At 62.9% G+C, this 16,494-nt stretch carries 16 protein-coding genes and 1 pseudogene; 9 read left to right on the top strand and 8 right to left on the bottom strand.

The window, feature by feature from the left end:
- Nucleotides 1-107: 107 nt before the first annotated feature.
- Nucleotides 108-1,220 carry a zinc-dependent alcohol dehydrogenase gene (locus AC1C2O_RS14990; protein ID WP_495431240.1) on the bottom strand — a complete coding sequence of 371 codons (1,113 nt, stop codon included), beginning with the start codon at nt 1,218-1,220 and terminating at the stop codon, nt 108-110.
- A gap of 113 nt (nt 1,221-1,333) precedes the next feature.
- On the opposite strand from AC1C2O_RS14990, the gene AC1C2O_RS14995 reads away from it, so the two are divergent.
- Nucleotides 1,334-2,347: a TIGR03619 family F420-dependent LLM class oxidoreductase gene (locus AC1C2O_RS14995; RefSeq protein WP_495431241.1), complete on the top strand. Its 1,014-nt coding sequence runs from the start codon at nt 1,334-1,336 to the stop codon at nt 2,345-2,347.
- 4 nt (nt 2,348-2,351) lie between these two features.
- On the opposite strand, the gene AC1C2O_RS15000 is transcribed toward AC1C2O_RS14995, so the two are convergent.
- The 5 genes from AC1C2O_RS15000 to AC1C2O_RS15020 form a co-directional block, all read right to left on the bottom strand.
- Nucleotides 2,352-3,095 (bottom strand): GntR family transcriptional regulator, encoded by a 744-nt coding sequence (locus tag AC1C2O_RS15000; RefSeq protein WP_495431242.1) that lies wholly within the window; start codon nt 3,093-3,095, stop codon nt 2,352-2,354.
- A gap of 16 nt (nt 3,096-3,111) precedes the next feature.
- Entirely contained in the window at nt 3,112-3,891 is a 780-nt protein-coding gene (locus tag AC1C2O_RS15005) for an N-acyl homoserine lactonase family protein (protein WP_495431243.1), read from the bottom strand.
- On the bottom strand, nt 3,888-4,790 hold the full coding sequence (locus AC1C2O_RS15010; protein ID WP_495431244.1) for an NAD(P)-dependent oxidoreductase: 903 nt from the start codon (nt 4,788-4,790) through the stop codon (nt 3,888-3,890). Before AC1C2O_RS15010 ends, AC1C2O_RS15005 begins: the two co-directional genes overlap by 4 nt.
- Nucleotides 4,791-4,806: 16 nt before the next feature.
- Nucleotides 4,807-6,285 carry an aldehyde dehydrogenase gene (locus AC1C2O_RS15015; RefSeq protein ID WP_495431245.1) on the bottom strand — a complete coding sequence of 493 codons (1,479 nt, stop codon included), beginning with the start codon at nt 6,283-6,285 and terminating at the stop codon, nt 4,807-4,809.
- A gap of 117 nt (nt 6,286-6,402) precedes the next feature.
- Nucleotides 6,403-7,176, bottom strand: coding sequence for an IclR family transcriptional regulator (locus AC1C2O_RS15020; protein WP_495431246.1), 774 nt, complete (start codon nt 7,174-7,176; stop codon nt 6,403-6,405).
- Nucleotides 7,177-7,479: 303 nt separating this feature from the next.
- Here AC1C2O_RS15020 and AC1C2O_RS15025 point away from each other — a divergent pair, with 303 nt between their 5' ends.
- Complete coding sequence (locus AC1C2O_RS15025) at nt 7,480-7,977, top strand: MaoC family dehydratase (RefSeq protein ID WP_495431247.1); 498 nt, start codon at nt 7,480-7,482, stop codon at nt 7,975-7,977.
- Nucleotides 7,974-8,786: an HpcH/HpaI aldolase/citrate lyase family protein gene (locus tag AC1C2O_RS15030; RefSeq protein ID WP_495431248.1), complete on the top strand. Its 813-nt coding sequence runs from the start codon at nt 7,974-7,976 to the stop codon at nt 8,784-8,786. The genes AC1C2O_RS15025 and AC1C2O_RS15030 overlap by 4 nt, the downstream gene beginning before the upstream one ends.
- A gap of 2 nt (nt 8,787-8,788) precedes the next feature.
- Here AC1C2O_RS15030 and AC1C2O_RS15035 read toward each other — a convergent pair whose 3' ends face one another.
- Nucleotides 8,789-9,406 (bottom strand): GntR family transcriptional regulator, encoded by a 618-nt coding sequence (locus AC1C2O_RS15035; RefSeq protein ID WP_495431249.1) that lies wholly within the window; start codon nt 9,404-9,406, stop codon nt 8,789-8,791.
- Between the two features lie 90 nt (nt 9,407-9,496).
- On the bottom strand, nt 9,497-10,972 hold the full coding sequence (tcuA, locus tag AC1C2O_RS15040) for an FAD-dependent tricarballylate dehydrogenase TcuA (RefSeq protein WP_495431250.1): 1,476 nt from the start codon (nt 10,970-10,972) through the stop codon (nt 9,497-9,499).
- 231 nt (nt 10,973-11,203) lie between these two features.
- On the opposite strand from tcuA, the gene AC1C2O_RS15045 reads away from it, so the two are divergent.
- The 6 genes and pseudogenes from AC1C2O_RS15045 to ppsA all read left to right on the top strand — a co-directional run bounded on the left by AC1C2O_RS15045 (nt 11,204) and on the right by ppsA (nt 16,464).
- Nucleotides 11,204-11,419 carry a hypothetical protein gene (locus AC1C2O_RS15045; protein ID WP_495431251.1) on the top strand — a complete coding sequence of 72 codons (216 nt, stop codon included), beginning with the start codon at nt 11,204-11,206 and terminating at the stop codon, nt 11,417-11,419.
- Between the two features lie 5 nt (nt 11,420-11,424).
- Nucleotides 11,425-12,240, top strand: coding sequence for a hypothetical protein (locus AC1C2O_RS15050; protein WP_495431252.1), 816 nt, complete (start codon nt 11,425-11,427; stop codon nt 12,238-12,240).
- A 111-nt stretch (nt 12,241-12,351) separates the two neighbouring features.
- Nucleotides 12,352-12,573 (top strand): annotated as a pseudogene (locus tag AC1C2O_RS15055) (acyl-CoA thioesterase domain-containing protein); the annotation flags it as partial.
- Between the two features lie 15 nt (nt 12,574-12,588).
- Nucleotides 12,589-13,080 carry a hypothetical protein gene (locus AC1C2O_RS15060; protein ID WP_495431766.1) on the top strand — a complete coding sequence of 164 codons (492 nt, stop codon included), beginning with the start codon at nt 12,589-12,591 and terminating at the stop codon, nt 13,078-13,080.
- Nucleotides 13,081-13,193: 113 nt separating this feature from the next.
- Complete coding sequence (locus AC1C2O_RS15065; protein WP_495431253.1) at nt 13,194-14,030, top strand: pyruvate, water dikinase regulatory protein; 837 nt, start codon at nt 13,194-13,196, stop codon at nt 14,028-14,030.
- A 37-nt stretch (nt 14,031-14,067) separates the two neighbouring features.
- Nucleotides 14,068-16,464 (top strand): phosphoenolpyruvate synthase, encoded by a 2,397-nt coding sequence (gene ppsA, locus AC1C2O_RS15070; RefSeq protein WP_495431254.1) that lies wholly within the window; start codon nt 14,068-14,070, stop codon nt 16,462-16,464.
- Nucleotides 16,465-16,494: the final 30 nt, after the last annotated feature.

The following is a 16,494-nucleotide window of genomic DNA, read 5'->3' on the forward strand; positions in this document are numbered from 1 at the left end:
GCTGCTTTGCACGCCCGAACTTGGAAGAATGTAGATACGTTGTTCGTATCTACAGACTTTCATCCATTATTACGAACGTACTGTTATGCGGTCGATGTGTCAAGAATTCACGGCAGCATCGGCGTTATGGAGACGTGGATGGCGGGCTTCTCAGTTTTGTCCCGCCCTCCGAAGACATCTATCGCTCGCTTCGAGTCAGCGACGTCGAAGGAATGCGTGTGGACGAGTTCGAGCGGATACTTGCGGCTCTCGATGATCTTGATGGCGCGCTCGAAGTCACTGAACGGGGGTTGAAGGACGCCCATGATGCGCAGTTCATTGTGCACAATGCGATCGGTTGGCAGATGCTCGACGGTGGCTCCAGCGCCTTTAAGTCCGGCGAGCACAATCCGCGCGCCGCGGGCACCGATCTCGACCGCGTGGCGGACGGATTCAGTTGCATACGGGGTGGTGTCGACAACCACGTCAGCCCCACCCTGTGTGTGCTCCATCAATGATTGGACGACGTCGATGTCGTCTACCTCGAGGGTGATGTCTGCGCCGAGCTTTTGCGCGAGTTCAAGCTTATGCCGGTCGCGAGCGAGGCCTGTGATGACCACCTGGCCGGCGCCGGCCGCCTTGGCTGCGATGAGGCACATGAGGCCTCGAACCCCAGAGCCGAGGATGACGACCCGGTCGCCAGGTTGTGTCGCCGGGGCAGTATCGCCCCAGTACACGCCAGCCGCCAGCGGGTTGTACATCGATGCGACCGACGCAGGCAGGGTGGGATCGATTTTGCGGACCACCGACAGCGGGTGAAGGTACATGTGATCCGCGTAGCCGCCCCACAGCCCCGGGCCCTTCTCTACGTCGATGAAGCCATATGTGCCGCCTCGTTCACGGCAGGCCTCGGGCTGCCACGCCGCGCATGACGCACACGCTCCGCATCCGAAGAATGGTCGCACCGCGACTCGGTCGCCGGGTTGGACGCCCCACCGGCGCGCCGCATTCTCCCCGATCTGATCGATCACGCCGAGCGGTTCGTGGCCTGGGATGGCCGGGTACGGGAAGTGGCGAGGAGAGTGGGGGAACAGGCCATCGAACTGCTCGAGGTCCGTGCCGCACAGGCCGCACGCTTCGACGCGGAGCAGCGCGTCATCCGCGCCGATCGTGGGCAGCTGAAACTCTCTGATCTCGAACTTTCCCGGTTCAACAAGTACTGCTCCACGAGTCATTCTCATGGTCGTCCCTTCAAGTGCTGATCGCGTGCATCGTTCGGTTTGTCGACTACGTGGACGGTATGCTGAATGGGACGATACGTCAACCAACATCATCGAAGAGGTAGGTTTGCAACGTGGTCCACACTGACAATGACGTCAACACAGCAACACACAGCACGCGTACGCCCGGACTGGACATCGGCTTCGATCCCCGGGTTCCCGGTCTCCCTGGGGACACGGATGGTCTCCTCCAGGTTGTCACTGAAGGTGAGCGGATGGGGTTCGACTATGTGACATTCAGTGATCACCTCGTCTCGCCGGTCGGCATCGAATCCGTCTATCCCTATTCTGCCGACGGTAAGTGGCAGCCGGTGGCAGCTGGTCCTCGGCATGATCTTCTGACGGCGCTTGCATTCCTTGCAGCGAAGACCACCACACTACGTTTCGTCACTGCGGTCATGGTCGTTCCATACCGCCCTGCCGTGCTCACTGCGAAGGTGCTGGCCACAGTCGACGTCTTGTCGGGAGGGCGGCTTACCGTTGGCGTGGGGACGGGATGGATGAAGGATGAGTTCGAAGCGACGAACTCTCCGGACTTCGCAGCCCGCGGCAAGGTCACCGATGAGTATCTCGAAGCCATGAAGATCCTATGGACCGAAGCGGATCCGACGTTCGACGGCGAATATGTGTCATTCAGTGGCATCCGATTCGAGCCCAAGCCCACGCAGCACCCGCACCCTCCGATCTGGGTGGGCGGTCTCAGCCGACCGGCGATGCGCAGAGTGGTTCGATTTGGTGATGCCTGGTACCCGGTCCTCACAGATCAGAAACAACCGCTCGATAGCATTCCATTGATGGCTGCTGGTATCGAAGACATGCGCAGGGCTGTCGAGAAGGCGGGACGTAATCCCGACAGCGTCACCGTTGCCGTGCGCGTGCACTCGCACGGCGTGACCGCGCCGGCAGTTGCTGCCGACGGAAACCACCGGATGCTTTCCGGGTCAGCGGAGCAGCTCGCTGAGGATCTCACCGCTCTGAAGGCGCTCGGGGTGACATCTGTGGACATGCGCTTCACGTCCGACAATACGGGCGGCGTCCTCGAAGACATGGAGCGGTTCCAGCGAGAGGTTGTGCCGCACATTCGCTGATCGATCAGCGGAGCTGGCTGATCATCCGCGCAAGTGTCGAGGTGCGGGCATTTTCTGCGTGCGCCGCGGCCGCGGCTGCGGCCGTCTCCGGCTCGCCATCTTCGAAAGCACGCAGGATCGCGTCGTGCTCAACGAGCACCTGTGGCATCCGCGTCTCGGAGAGCGACTTCCCGCCAAAGCGTCGCAGGGCCACCTCGACGGGACCGAGCAGCCTCGCGATATACGCGTTGTCCGCGACCGCTGCCAACTGTCGGTGGAAGAGGACATTCGAATTGGCGAACGTCTGGGCGTCGCCGGCTGCCGCCGCAGAGCGCATTTCGTCTTGAAGGTCTCGCAGTATCGCCAACTGAGCCGCGGTGATGCGCGTCGCTGCAAAGCGTGCCGCGAGCGACTCGAGGCTGCCGCGAACCTGATAGATGACCGACATGTCATCTATGGTGACGTCCGTGACGCGGGCGCCAGCGCCACTTTCACGCACGACGAGTCCTTCGTCCTCAAGGCGAGCGAGTGCTTCGCGCACCGGTGTGCGGCTCACGCCGAGAGAGCGCGCCAATGACACCTCGCGCAACCAGGCACCGCTGGTGAGCACGCCATCGAGAATTGCCTCGCGCAGAGCATGCGTCGTGGCAGCGACCGTGTTCCCTCGCGTCGCTGCATCGATGCGGTAACGCTCCAGCCCACCCGCCGGGATGACATCAATGCCGGTTGTCACGCTCTCCTCAGACCTGTCGCCGAATGAATGGCGCACGGCGCCGATCCTATCGTTACTCGTCCAGCCGGAAGATCCGACCCTCACTACCTTGCGGCGGACCGTGACGATCGGCCACGCGCGGGTCATGGCCGGGGACGATCACGCCGTCGGCGCCGGCGAGTGCTGCCAACCGGTCGAAAGCACTGTGCATGTCGCCCAGGTTATAGACGATCCCGTACGGGTGGTCACCTTCGAAGTTGGCGTAGAAGTGGCTCGCATCCGAAGCGAGCACGATTGGTCGCGTCGCGCCGATGATTCGCACAACCTGCATGCCAGGAGTGTGGCCGCCGACGTGGTGAAGGGTGATCCCATCACCGAGGTCAGCATCTCCATCGAGGAGCGTCACCCGTCCGGCATCGACGGCCGCCCGAATATCGCTGAGGTCTCCGTCGTTAACGAGATGTGCGAAGCTGCCGCGCTGGGCGAGCGGGGAGGACCAGAAATCCAGCTCGGCGCGCTGTAACCACAGCCGCGCATTGGGAAAGAAGTTGGCGTACCCCGTGTGGTCATAGTGCAGGTGCGTAAGGATGACATCCGTGACGTCTTCTGCACTTCGGCCGAGCTCGCGGAGCAGTTCGACGGGGGAGCCGAGGTGCGGACGACTGCCCCGTTCTGTCGCTGTCGCAGGTGTGAATCCCGCGTCGACCATGACCGTGCGATCCTCGGTCAGGATGACCCAGGTGAAGTAGTCGATCGGATACTGCTCGCAGCAGTCTGCGACGTGTCCATAGAAGTGTTCGCCCCGCTGCGATTCGGTGCGGTAAGCGTAGCGGAGGGCGTAGACCTCGGTCATCCGGCATCCTTCTTCTGATAGGCGAGCGAGTCGTGCGTCCATTGCTCCCACAGGGTGGCGACGGCAGCATAGTCCTCGCGGCCGAGGCCGGCCGAGATTGCAAGATCGTACACGGACTGCGCAGCCTGAGTTGCGAACAGTGGGACACCCGCGTTCTGTGCCATTGCCAGCGCGAGGGTCGAGTCCTTCCTCGCGGCATCGACCGGCATGCCCCCGTCGTATGACGAGTGTGCGACGCGCTCCATCATGCGATGGGTGAGTGGACGGATGAGACCGCCATCGGGACGTTCGAGCATTGCAGCGATGTCTTCCAGCGCGACTCCCTCCGCCTTCGCCATGGCGAAAGCCTCGATCAGTATGACCATGACGGCGTGAGCGACGCCGTTGTTCACCACCTTCGCAGCCATTCCTGCACCGATACCGCCATAGCGATGCCACCCCGCGCTACCCATCGCGTCGAGCGCTCTGGTGACGCGGGCGATAACGGAGGCATCGCCTCCTACCAGCAACGTCGCGGAGCCGCTCGCCATCTGTCCGACACCCGAGAGCACTGCGGCGTCGATGACATCCACGTTTACTGAGCTCAGGATCGAGTGCCATTCGCGGACGTCGGTGGGCAACACGGTGCTGGTTTCGATCAACACGGAGCTGGCGGACATGACGCCAGACAACTGCCGGATCACTGAGCGGGAGATGGCGGGGTTAGGCAGCGAGAGCACCACCGTTTCGCACCGAGCTAAATCCTCCAGGCGGTCGGTGGGCTCAACGCCCTCAAGTTGCTCGGCGAGCTCTCGACGAGCGGGAGAGATATCGAAGGCGAGGACGTCGTCGACGGTGGCGAGACGCCCGGCGATGGGGAGCCCCATCTGGCCGAGTCCGCACAAAGCGATGGTGGTCATAGCGTCATTCCTTCGTTCAAGCCTTGATCGCGAACGGGTCGCGTATCTCGTCAGACAGATCGATGAGTACGTTCTTCGTGCGCAGGTACTCGTCGATGGCCTCGATGCCACGCTCGCGGCCGTGCCCCGACTTTTTCACCCCGCCGAATGGTGCCTGGGCGGCGCTGTAGCGATAAGTGTTGACCCACACTGTGCCCGCAATGAGTTCGCGAGCGACTCGATGCACTCTCGAGATGTCCCGGCTCCAGATGCCGCTGGCGAGGCCGAATTCTGTACCGTTCGCGATCGCGATCGCTTCCTGCTCGGTGGAGAAGCGGTGCGTAGCGAGCACCGGGCCGAAGACTTCCTGTTGGGCCAGAGTGGACTGCGGATCGACATCGACGAAGACGGTGGGCTCAACGTAGTAGCCGCCAGCGAGACCTGGTGCGTCTGCGCTGCCGCCGCCGGCCGCGAGAGTGGACCCGTCGGCGCGTGCCTGGTCGATGCACGCAAGAATGCGTTCACGTTGCAGCTTGCTCGCCACGGGCCCCATCTGCGTGGCATCCTCGCGTGGATCGCCGATGAGGATGTTCTTCGCGGCTTCGCTGACCCGTTCCACGAACTCGTCGTGGATGCGATCGTGGACGAGAAGTCGACTTCCCGCAATACAGGTTTGGCCGCCGGCCGCAAAGATCCCGGAGATTGCTCCAGGGATGGCGCGCTCGATGTCTGCATCGTCGAAGACGATGTTCGCGGACTTGCCGCCCAGTTCCAGGGTCACCGGAACGAGAGTTTCTGTAGCGGCGAGCTGGATCGCCTGACCAGTAGCGACGGAACCGGTAAAACTGATTCGACCCAGCCGGGAGTCTGTCGTGAGGGCAATGCCAGCCTCCGCTCCACCCGTGACGATGTTGATGACGCCGTCGGGGAAGCCAGCCTCTCTGACGAAATCGGCGAGTGCGAGAGTGGTCAGCGGTGCTATCTCGCTCGGTTTGATAACGACCGTGCAGCCTGCGGCGAGAGCGGGCGCAAGCTTGTTGGCGAGAAGTTGCATGGGAGAGTTCCATGCAGTGATCAGCGCAGCGACGCCGACCGGCTCGCGGGTGGTGTAGTCGAATGAGTCCCAGGCATCCAGCGGGATCGTGCGCCCATGAATCTTGTCGGCGAGGCCAGCAAAATAGCGGTAGTTGCGCGCGGCGAACCGTGCCTGGGTGCGGGTTTCACGAAGCAGTTTGCCGTTGTCGAGCGATTCGAGTTGAGCGAGGTTTTCGCTTTCTCGGTCCAAGATATCGGCGAGGCTGTGCATCAGGCGCGCTCGCTCGACCCCTGGCACGCGCCGCCACGTCACGAAGGCCTGTTCCGCAGCCGTGATGGCGTCGTGCACCTGGCTTGCGCTCGCGTCAGCGACCGAAGTCAGCACAGTGCCGTCGATGGGGGTCGTCACCTCGATCGCGCGGTCGGCGCTGATCTGAGGCCGCGAGCTGCCGATCAGCATGCGGTTATCGAGTGCGGTCACCATCGTCATTGTCGGCCCTAACTTGTTCGTGCTGAGATGAATACATCTTGTATACAGTGAGATGCGGTCAAAAACAAGGGGCGGTCGATTCACCCGAGTGGAGTCACTCGCGTCGCGTCAGGCGCGAGTGCCTCCGCCGAGCGACAGAGAATCAGCGGCGGCGCGCACACTGTCTGCCATTGCTGTCAGATCCTTTGGCATGCGTCCGATCGGTGCAGCGATGCCGATGGAGAAGTTCACGGTCTTGCCGTCTGCCGCGAAGATGGGGCTGGCGATGCCGAACAGCTGTGGGTCAGTACTGCCGGGGTTGTAGGAGATGCGGTTCTCTCGGATCTCGGCGAGCTCAGCGAGGATGAGTGCACGTTCCTCGGGATCTTTGTGGTGGCGATTCAAATACGATTCGCGTCGGTTCGGATCCATGAATGCCAAGAAGCACTTTCCGTAGCTTCCCGGCCACATCGGCCTACGTGTACGCATGGGTGGATGAGCGCGCACGACGCTGGAGGATTCTACGGAGTCGAGGTTGACGACCGAGTCGCCGGCGGGCGTAGCGATGACGGCGGTCTCGTTCCACTCTCGCGATAGCTCCTCCAGTGCACGGCGATAGGTGGCCGGCAGTTGCTGCCCGCCGGTGCTGAGTAGCCCGGAAAGCGCGGCTCCCTGCAGATAGCGTCCGCTCTCGTCGCGCAGGTAGCCGGTCGCCACAAGTCCGCGGGTCAATCCGTGGATTGAAGATTTCGGTGCTCCGACGGATTCGGCGAGGTCAGCGAGCCTCATTCCTGTCGGCTCGCTGGCAACGACGAGCTCGAGGATGTTCATCACCCGGCTCACTGTTCGATGCTCGGAATTACGGACGGCGGGGCCAGCGGCGGGCTCGGTCGTACTTGACATGGACTGCGCTCTCATCTCATCGTCTGGCCGGTGGAACAGAATTCCGGGGCCGGACGGTTCAGGTGTTGCCGGTTTGCGGCACTTGATCCGCAGCCGCGACTGTTTGCCTTCGCATCCACAATGATCGAGAAGGGACAATCTGACACCAGCCTAGTCGGCGCCGGTTCACCAGGGGGTCTTTCTGTCCGGTAACTCGGATGCATTTCTGCGCGACCATACGCCATGGTGAATCACCATCCGCTATTGTGAGTACAAATCTTCGGAGGCAACGAGGACAAGACGTACCCAAAGGAGTGTCACCTAATGACGGACGATCGCGCGAGAGTTGTTCAACGGGGGCTGTTCTACGATGAGCTCGACGTCGGTGTGCAGTATGTGCACCAGCCGGGACGAACCGCCACTGAGGCGGACAACGTGCTGTTCACGTCGCTGACGATGAACATGCAGGCACTTCATCTGGACGCCGCTTTCTCGGCGAGCCAACCTTTCGGACAGCGCCTCATGAACTCGATGTGGACCCTGTCGACCATGGTCGGATCGTCGGTCGCGCAGATCACCCAAGGGACCTTGGTCGCGCAACTCGGGCTGGGCGACATCGTATTTCCCCATCCCGTGTTCCACGGGGACACTCTGTACACCGAAACTGAGATCACGGAGAAGCGGCTTTCGAAGTCGCGACCAGGGCAAGGTCTGGTCACGATGCGGCACACCGGTCGCAATCAGGACGGTCAGATCGTTGCCACGGCCACCCGCACCGCGTTGATGTGGCTTTCCGCCGAGGCGTTAGAGGGGGCGTCGTGAATCTTCGTTTCGGCCCGGCGCTCCTGTTCTGCCCCGCGGATCGTCCGGAGCGGTATGAAAAGGCAGCCCAGCGCGCAGACTGGGTGATTCTCGACCTGGAAGACGCAGTGGCGCCATCGGACAGAGATCGTGCGCGTGAGGCGCTGGCAGCGACATCGCTGGATCCGGAATCGACAGTCGTACGTGTGAACCCCTTCGGCACTTTGGATCATACGCGTGACCTCGACGCATTGGCCCGCACTCGCTACCGGGTGCTCATGCTTGCCAAGACCGAAGATCCGGCGCAACTGGACGCGCTGGCCGGCTATCGGATCATCGCGTTGGTTGAGACCGCCCTCGGCATTGAGAATGTCGCGGCGATCGCGCGTCACCCTGCTGTCATCGCGGTCATGTGGGGTGCCGAAGACCTCATTGCCAGCATGGCCGGGCGATCGAGCCGGTTCGCCGACGGCACCTATCGCGATATTGCACGGCTTGCACGTGCACGTGCGCTGCTTGCTGCACGTGCGGCGGGCAAGATCGCCATCGACGCGGTGCATATCGACATCGCAGATCTCGCAGGCTTGCGCGCCGAGGCAGAGGACGCTGTCGCTTCCGGCTTCGGCGCCACAGCGTGCATTCATCCCACCCAAGTGCAGATTATTCGCGAGGCGTATGCCCCGAGTGAGGACGATCTGAACTGGGCCAGACGTGTCCTCGAGGAGGCGACCCGCCAACCTGGCGTGTTTCGCTTTGAAGGTCAGATGATTGACGAGCCCATCCTGCGGCAAGCGCGCGAGCTGCTGCACGCGAACGACAGTATTGCGTGAGGTCAGGCGCGGGCGTACATGCCTAGGCGCGCTTCGCGGGCTGCAGACATGTGCTGCTCCGCGAGGGTGCGGGCGGCGACCGCGTCACCGCGGCCGACCGCGTCGACGATCTCGTCATGCTCGTCGAGAGCCTGCTGCCATCGTTCATCGTCAGCGAGTGTCGAGGTCGGATAACGCAACAAGTGAACATCGAGTCGGGCGAGCAGATCGATGAGTGTGGGGCTGTGGCTTGCGGACCATAGTGCCTCGTGGAACGCTCGGTTGGCGGTGGGACGTCCGGCGGGGTCATCGAGTGCGCGCATGTCCGCCTGCCTTGCTTTCACTCGCACGAGATCGAGCGCGCTCGCCTGCTGAGCTGCGTGGCGCGCGGCCGCACCTTCCAGAGTGATCCGTGCGTCGTATATGTCGAGAATCTCCTCAGGGGAGGTCATCCGCACCACCGCCCCGCGGGGCCCGCGCTCGATGATGCGTTCAATCTCCAAGCGGTGTAGGGCCTCGCGCACCGGCGTGCGGCTCGTCCCGAAGTCGGCCGCGAGGCCGTTCTCAGAGAGCGTCTGGCCCTCCTCGATCGTTCCGTCGAGGATCGCATCCCGGATGCGCTCATACACGCTCGTTGCCAACGGGTGCTCCTTCCGCCCTCACCCATCTAAGCCCATCGTCGTGTGGGCTGTGCGAATTGCACGTGATGCTGACACGATGATGGGCTTAGATCAGGCGACTGATCCGGCGCGACGTCCGAACACCATTCCCGCTGCCAGACCAGAGCCACCCGGGTAGTTGCCGCTGAACAGGCCGCCGAGCATCTCTCCGCACGCGAACAATCCGCTGATCGCGGATCCATCCTCACGCAGCACGCGGCCATCAAGATCGCCCTTGACTCCACCGAAGGTGAAAGTAATCCCGCAGGTCACCGGGTAGGCATAGAAGGGTGCCTTCTCGATTGGAGCTGCCCAGTGCGACTTCACGGGCTTGGTCTTTGCCGATCGACCGTCCTTCACTGTGGGGTCGAGCGGCACATCGCGATCGATCGACGCGTTGAAATCGGAGATCGTCTTGGTGAAGCTGGCGGTGTCGATTCCGCTCGTTGATGCGAGTTCCTCAAGAGAATCCGCCACATGCACGCCGATGCCAGGCATGTCATACTCTTCGGTTCGAAGAGCGGGGCGCAGGTCGGCATCGAAAATCTGCCACGCGACGGAGCCGGGCTGCTTCAGAATCTCTCGACCGTATTTCGCGTATGTGTAGTTACGGAAGTCTGCACCCTCGTCGAGGAAGCGCTCGCCGTCGCGGTTCACGATCACCCCGAGCGGATATGACTGCCGGGTGAGGCGGTTGGTGAGCTCGCGGTTCGATTCATTGTTCTCGGCGCCGCTGTCCCACTGAACGCTGTGGCAGGTCGACCAGTCGCCGCCCTTGGCTGCGCCCAAGTCGAGTGCAGCAATGATCATGTCTCCGACGTTGTATGGGGTGCCGCGTACCTTCGCGTTCTCCCACCCAGGACCCAGATGCTTCTGGCGCAGTTCAGGGGAAGACTCGAAGCCGCCGGCGGCCAGGACGATGCTCTCGGCACGGATTTCGTGGCTCTCACCGTCGCTGTCCTTGTACGAGACGCCGACCACCGCGTCTGTCGCAGTGATCAGGTCGGTCACGCGGGAGCCGTAGCGAACTTCCGTGCCGAGCTTTGCGGCCACTGCGACGTGATCCTCGACCAGTCCCTCGCCACCACCGACATTTCCGACATGCAGGCCGCCCCAGAAGAGGTAGGAGCCATCGGGGCGTTCGTATGCTTGGCGCTCGTACATCAGACGGTACTTCAGCCCGAGCCCGCTCAACCAGCGGACCGCATCGCCGGCTTCAGCAGTGAGAACTTGAGCCATGTCTAGGTCGGTTTTGCCGTCGGTGACCTTGATCAGGTCGGCGAGGTACTCCGCCGAGGAGTATGGAGGCACCACAGTGGCGGCGTGTCGTTCATCGGGCACCACGACGTCCTTCAGGCTGTCGAGTCCTTCGTGAGGGATGCGGGTGGCGCCAGCGGTGTAGAAGCTGTTTCCGCCGGCCATGTCGGCCGAGCCTCGCTCGAGCAGCAGCACTTTGCGCCCGCGTTCGGCCGCCGCGTGGGCAGCTGAGAATCCAGCATTGCCGCCACCGACCACAATTACATCGAATCTTTCGGCAGTTTCTGTCATGGAAGACTCCTATCGCTTGCTCCTGTACACATATGTATACAGATGCGTGCAGAAGTTCGCAAGTCGTGCCATCATGGAGGCATGACGAAGACAAGTTGGTCTGTTGACGTCGAGATCGCGAGGGCAACGGAGCCAAGTCGACGCGAACTTGACAGTTGGATGATTCAGCTCTCGACAAATGCTCCGGATATAGGCGTCGTGGAGCGAGCGCCAACAGATGGGAGAGTCCTGGTGACTGTCACAGTGACTGTCGACGCCGCCACACTGGCCGAGTGTGTCTCGCTGTCGCTTGAACTGGTTGAGCGGGTCACCGGTGGCGAAGCCATCGGAGTCATGGCCTTTGGGCTGACGGAGTATGAGTCGCACGTGGAGGCGCCGTTCACCTACCGGCGGCCGTCGCACAGTCTGATCGGATATGACGACATCGCAGACATTGCAGGGGTTTGAACCTATTGCTTTCTGAACTCGCTTTCTTCACTTTCATCTCCTTCAGTGACGAGGCGAGCCGCCGTCGCTATAACGCCTGGGGCGCCTGGGATCACACGCCCGAGAATCGACGGCTGGAGGGCATCGCATGGGGTGACCGCTGGGAGCGTACGGCTGACTGCGGTGCGCAGCCGGACGTCGGAACACTCTCGGCGGCCGATTTTCTTACTATGTACTGGTTCTCGCAGCCGCATGATGCTTCGATCGCTGAATGGGCGAAGCTGTCCCGCGACACCGTCCAGTGGGGGCGCGGTTCGGTCTTCCCCGGTATCAGTCGCTCGTTGGCGGGGCTCTTTGTGCCGGTGCGCGGTTACGCCGCGCCGCGCCTTCACATGGATGCAGACGTGCTGCCGTTTCGGCCGCATCGAGGCATCCACGTCACAGTCCTGCACTACGACGAGCCACACAGCGCGGAGGCGCACGAGCAATATCGGTGGCACGACCGAGTTCGCATTCCCGATCTCCTGTTGTGCAGCGGTATCGCGGGTGCGTGGACGTTCACATTCAGCCGGGAATATCACCCCAAGAGCACGAACGGGGGTGGCGCGAGTGTAGGAGAAGGTGGCTATGTGCCCGAGTCCATCAGGATCATTCTGCTGTTCCTCGATGAAGATCCGGTACAAGTCGCGGCAGAGATCACTCGTCAGCAGCGTGTGTGGGATCTCGCCGGGCGGGGAGCACCCTATGCAGACAGTGAGCGTGTGCTGTACCACGGGCCTCTTCGCACGATCGATCCATGGACCGCGCAGGTGCAGGATCCCGATTTTGGTGGCGCTCGATAGCGGAGGGGTCGTGTCGTATTGAGCATCGCGTATTTCCTCCTCAGGCAAGGGGGCGGCGGCGAATTCCTCATTCCGCAAGAGTCAGCAGTCAGTGGGTGGGCGTCGTCGCAGTTGCGAGGGTCTGCCGTCTCTGCCGCGCTGGCGCGCGCTACTGAACGGACAGCCGACGGCTTGGGGCTCATCGATTTGCGCCCCGCGCGTTTGACGCTTGATCTCTTTCGTCCCGCCCCGACACAGCCAGCCACCATCCGAACGAGTGTCCGCCGCCGAGGCAACCGACTCGCTCTCATCGATGCTGAATATGGCAGCGAAGGCAGGATCGTCGCTCGGTCATCAACGCTGTTCATCGTGGCGACTTCCACGCCGACTGGCAAGGTGTGGTCAGCGGGTGAGCGTCCCGTCGCCCCTCCGCCGGGGGTCGAGCCTCCTGCTGGCGAGCGGCGACTCTATTACTCGGCAGAAGACGGCTGGCAGTCGAGTCGTGACACTCGCCAGGCGGCAACCAGAAAACAGAGCTGGCACTATCCGGTTCCGGTGGTCGCAGGTGAATCGCTGACCCCGTTCCAAGCGGCCGCTGGCGTTGCCGACATTTCGAATGTCATCAGCAACTGGGGAGACGCGGGGCTGGCCTTCATCAATGCAGATGTCACGCTCGCGATGTCCCGACTGCCGTACAGCGCAGAGATGGGGATCTCCAGTGTTGAGCGCTTGGAATCGGACGGAATCTCGGTCGGTCTCTCAACCATGTACGACCGTGTGGGCGCCTTTGCGACGACGACGGTGGTCGCGCTGGCGAATGCGGATCGGACGGTCGACCCTAGGGCGAGTGTGCTCGTGTAAGCGAGGCGTCCCTGGATGCGCTCGCCGCAACTCCATATCTGATTGATAAATAAGCAGTTTCCTTCGTTCCGTTTTTGTCGTTGGAGTGCTCAATCCTTCCGTACCGTCGAATCATGACCACCCCCACAGTCCCCGACGTCGCTACCCCGCGCGCCGCGTACTTCGTCTCGGACAGCACGGGTGTCACCGCCGAAACCCTCGGCAATGCACTTCTCGCGAACTTCCCCGGCATCCGTTTCCTCAAGCACACGATCCCATTCGTCGTCACCGATGCCGAGGCGCGCGCCGTCGTCGCCAGCATCGACGCGGATGCCGATGCCGGCCGCGCACCGCTCGTCTTCACTACGGTGAAGCATGCGGCGATCCGCAGCATCCTCGCCACTTCCAAAGCCACACTCATCGACCTCCTCGCCGGGCACCTGACCGAGCTGGAGACAGCGCTCGGCACGACCGCATCCGAACAGCTCGGCCAGTTCCACGGCCTCGGCGACACCGACCGCTACTTCGCGCGCATGCGCGCCGTCGAATACGCGATCGAGCACGACGACGGGCAGAGCTCGCGTGCCCTCGACCAGGCCGACGTCGTCATCATCGCCCCGTCCCGGTGCGGGAAGACGCCCACGACCATGTATCTCGCGCTGCAGCACGGCCTTCGCGTCGCGAACTACCCCCTCACAGACGACGACTACCCGACGGAGGGGTTGCCGCGCAGCGTCGCGAAGTACGGCGCCCGCTGCTTCGGGCTCACCACCACCCCACTGCGGCTGAGCCAGGTGCGTCACGAACGGCGCCCCAGCTCGCAGTACTCCAGCCTCGAGCAGTGCACCATCGAGCTACGCCGCGCCGAAGACCTCTACCGACGAAACCGTGTTCCCTTCCTGAACTCCTCGACCAAAAGCGTCGAGGAGATGTCCGCGGTCATCATGCAGACCATGAAGCTGCGCGCGTGACCGCGCCCTATATAACCCCAGTGAAAGAAGCATTCCTATGAGCAACATCCTGTGGTTCGACGAGGTCGGCATGGCAGACCTTCCTCAGGTCGGCGGCAAGAACGCCTCCCTCGGCGAGATGGTCTCTCACCTCTCCGATCTTGGCGTGCGCGTTCCCGGCGGCTTCGCGACGACAGCGGATGCTTATCGCTCCTTCCTCAGGGCGAACGGCCTCGACCTGCGCATCCGCGAAGCCGTCGAAGCGATCGATGTCGATGACGTGACCCAGCTCTCTCGCGTGGGTGCAGCGGTGCGCGAATGGATCGAGCAGCAGCCCCTGCCCGCCGATATCGAACGCGACATCCGTGACGCTTACACGCGCCTGGTCGAGAACGACCCTGCACCCGAATCGGTCTCGTGGGCAGTCCGCTCCTCGGCCACAGCAGAAGATCTCCCCGACGCCTCCTTTGCCGGTCAGCAGGAGACGTTTCTCAACATCGCCGGCATCGAGCACATCCTGCAGGCAGTGAAGCAGGTGTTCTCCTCGCTCTACAACGACCGCGCGATCTCATACCGGGTGCACAACGGCTTCGATCACCACGACGTCGCGCTCTCCGTCGGCGTGCAGCGGATGGTGCGCTCTGACATCGGAGCGTCCGGAGTCATGTTCACCGTCGACACAGAATCCGGTTTCGAGGACGCCGTCTTCATCACCAGCTCGTATGGACTGGGGGAGGCCGTCGTTCAGGGCGCCGTGAACCCCGACGAGTTCTACGTGTACAAGCCGGCGCTCGCCGCCTTCCGCCCCGCGATCCTCAAGCGTTCCGTCGGGGAGAAGGCGATCGCGATGCGATACACCGAGAGTGCGCAGGTCGGCGGAACGACCGTCTTCGAAGACGTCCCGGCCAACCAGCGTCGTCTTCTCAGCATCACGGATGCCGAGGTCGAAGAGCTCGCCCGTCACGCAGTCACGATCGAGCAGCACTACGGACGCCCGATGGACATCGAGTGGGCGCGCGACGGCGTCGACGGCAGGATCTACATCCTCCAGGCCCGTCCCGAGACCGTCGTCTCTCGCGCCGACGCGAACGTCATGCGCCGCTTCGTGCTCGCCGAGCGCAGCGAGGTGCTCTCTACCGGACGCGCGATCGGGCAGAAGATCGGTTCCGGCGCGGTCAGTGTGCTCCGCAGCATCGATCAGATGGCGAGCTTCAAAGCCGGTGACGTGCTCGTGGCCGACATGACCGACCCCGACTGGGAGCCGATCATGAAGAAGGCGTCCGCGATCGTCACGAACCGTGGCGGCCGCACCTGTCACGCGGCGATCATTGCGCGTGAGCTCGGCATCCCCGCCGTCGTCGGTACGGGAGATGCGACCAGCGTGCTCCCTGACGGCCTCGACGTCACCGTCTCGTGTGCCGAAGGCGACGACGGCCTCGTCTACCAGGGCCTCCTCGACTTCACCGAGGAGGAGACCCACCTGGATCGGATGCCGGAGGTCCCGGTCAAGATCATGATGAACGTCGGAACCCCTGATCAGGCTTTCTCCTTCTCGCGCCTGCCCAATCGCGGTATCGGACTCGCGCGCCTGGAGTTCATCATCAACCGCCAGATCGGCATTCACCCGCGTGCTCTGCTCGAATACGAAACGCTCCCGGATGACCTGAAGGCCCAGATCGCCGAGCGCATCGCGGCGTACCGGTCACCGCGCGAGTTCTTCGTGCAGCGCGTCGTCGAGGGCGTAGCGATGCTGGCCGCGGCGTTCGCGCCAGAACCGGTGATCGTGCGCATGAGCGACTTCAAGTCGAACGAGTACGCGAACCTGCTCGGCGGTGACCGCTACGAGCCGCACGAGGAGAACCCGATGATCGGGTACCGCGGAGCCTCACGTTACATCTCGGCTGACTTCCGCGAGTGCTTCGACATGGAATGCGAGGCGATCCGCCGCGTGCGCGATGACATGGGCCTGAAAAACGTCAAGATCATGATCCCGTTCGTGCGCACCGTCGCCGAGGGTGCGGCCGTTATCGAGCTTCTCGCCGCAAACGGTCTCCGTCGCGGCGAGAACGGACTCGAGGTCGTGATGATGTGCGAAGTGCCGTCGAACGCCCTGCGGGCTGACGAGTTCCTCGACCACTTCGACGGATTCTCGATCGGGTCAAACGACATGACCCAGCTCACCCTCGGCCTCGACCGAGACTCCGCACTTGTCGCGCAGACGTTCGACGAGCGGGACCCCGCAGTGAAGAAGATGCTCGCGATGGCGATCGAGGCATGCCTGCGCCGGGGCAAGTACGTCGGCATCTGCGGGCAGGGTCCGTCGGATCATCCGGACCTCGCCGACTGGTTGCTCGACCAGGGCATCGAATCGATGTCGTTGAACCCCGACACGGTGGTCGAGACCTGGATGCGGTTGGCCCAGCGTGCGGATAACGCGGTGCCCGCGTTTGGCTGACTTGTCACGGGGTGCCCCGCCCTCTCTGCT

This window comes from Microbacterium sp. Y355 (assembly GCF_059445345.1).

Excerpts from the sequence above, each read along its gene's own strand:
- AC1C2O_RS15025 (WP_495431247.1), top strand. The coding sequence starts at position 7,480 with ATGACGGACGATCGCGCGAGAGTTGTTCAACGGGGGCTGTTCTACGAT.
- AC1C2O_RS15005 (WP_495431243.1), bottom strand. The coding sequence starts at position 3,891 with ATGACCGAGGTCTACGCCCTCCGCTACGCTTACCGCACCGAATCGCAG.
- AC1C2O_RS14990 (WP_495431240.1), bottom strand. The coding sequence starts at position 1,220 with ATGAGAATGACTCGTGGAGCAGTACTTGTTGAACCGGGAAAGTTCGAG.
- AC1C2O_RS15065 (WP_495431253.1), top strand. The coding sequence starts at position 13,194 with ATGACCACCCCCACAGTCCCCGACGTCGCTACCCCGCGCGCCGCGTAC.
- tcuA (WP_495431250.1), bottom strand. The coding sequence starts at position 10,972 with ATGACAGAAACTGCCGAAAGATTCGATGTAATTGTGGTCGGTGGCGGC.
- AC1C2O_RS15020 (WP_495431246.1), bottom strand. The coding sequence starts at position 7,176 with ATGTCAAGTACGACCGAGCCCGCCGCTGGCCCCGCCGTCCGTAATTCC.
- AC1C2O_RS15010 (WP_495431244.1), bottom strand. The coding sequence starts at position 4,790 with ATGACCACCATCGCTTTGTGCGGACTCGGCCAGATGGGGCTCCCCATC.
- ppsA (WP_495431254.1), top strand. The coding sequence starts at position 14,068 with ATGAGCAACATCCTGTGGTTCGACGAGGTCGGCATGGCAGACCTTCCT.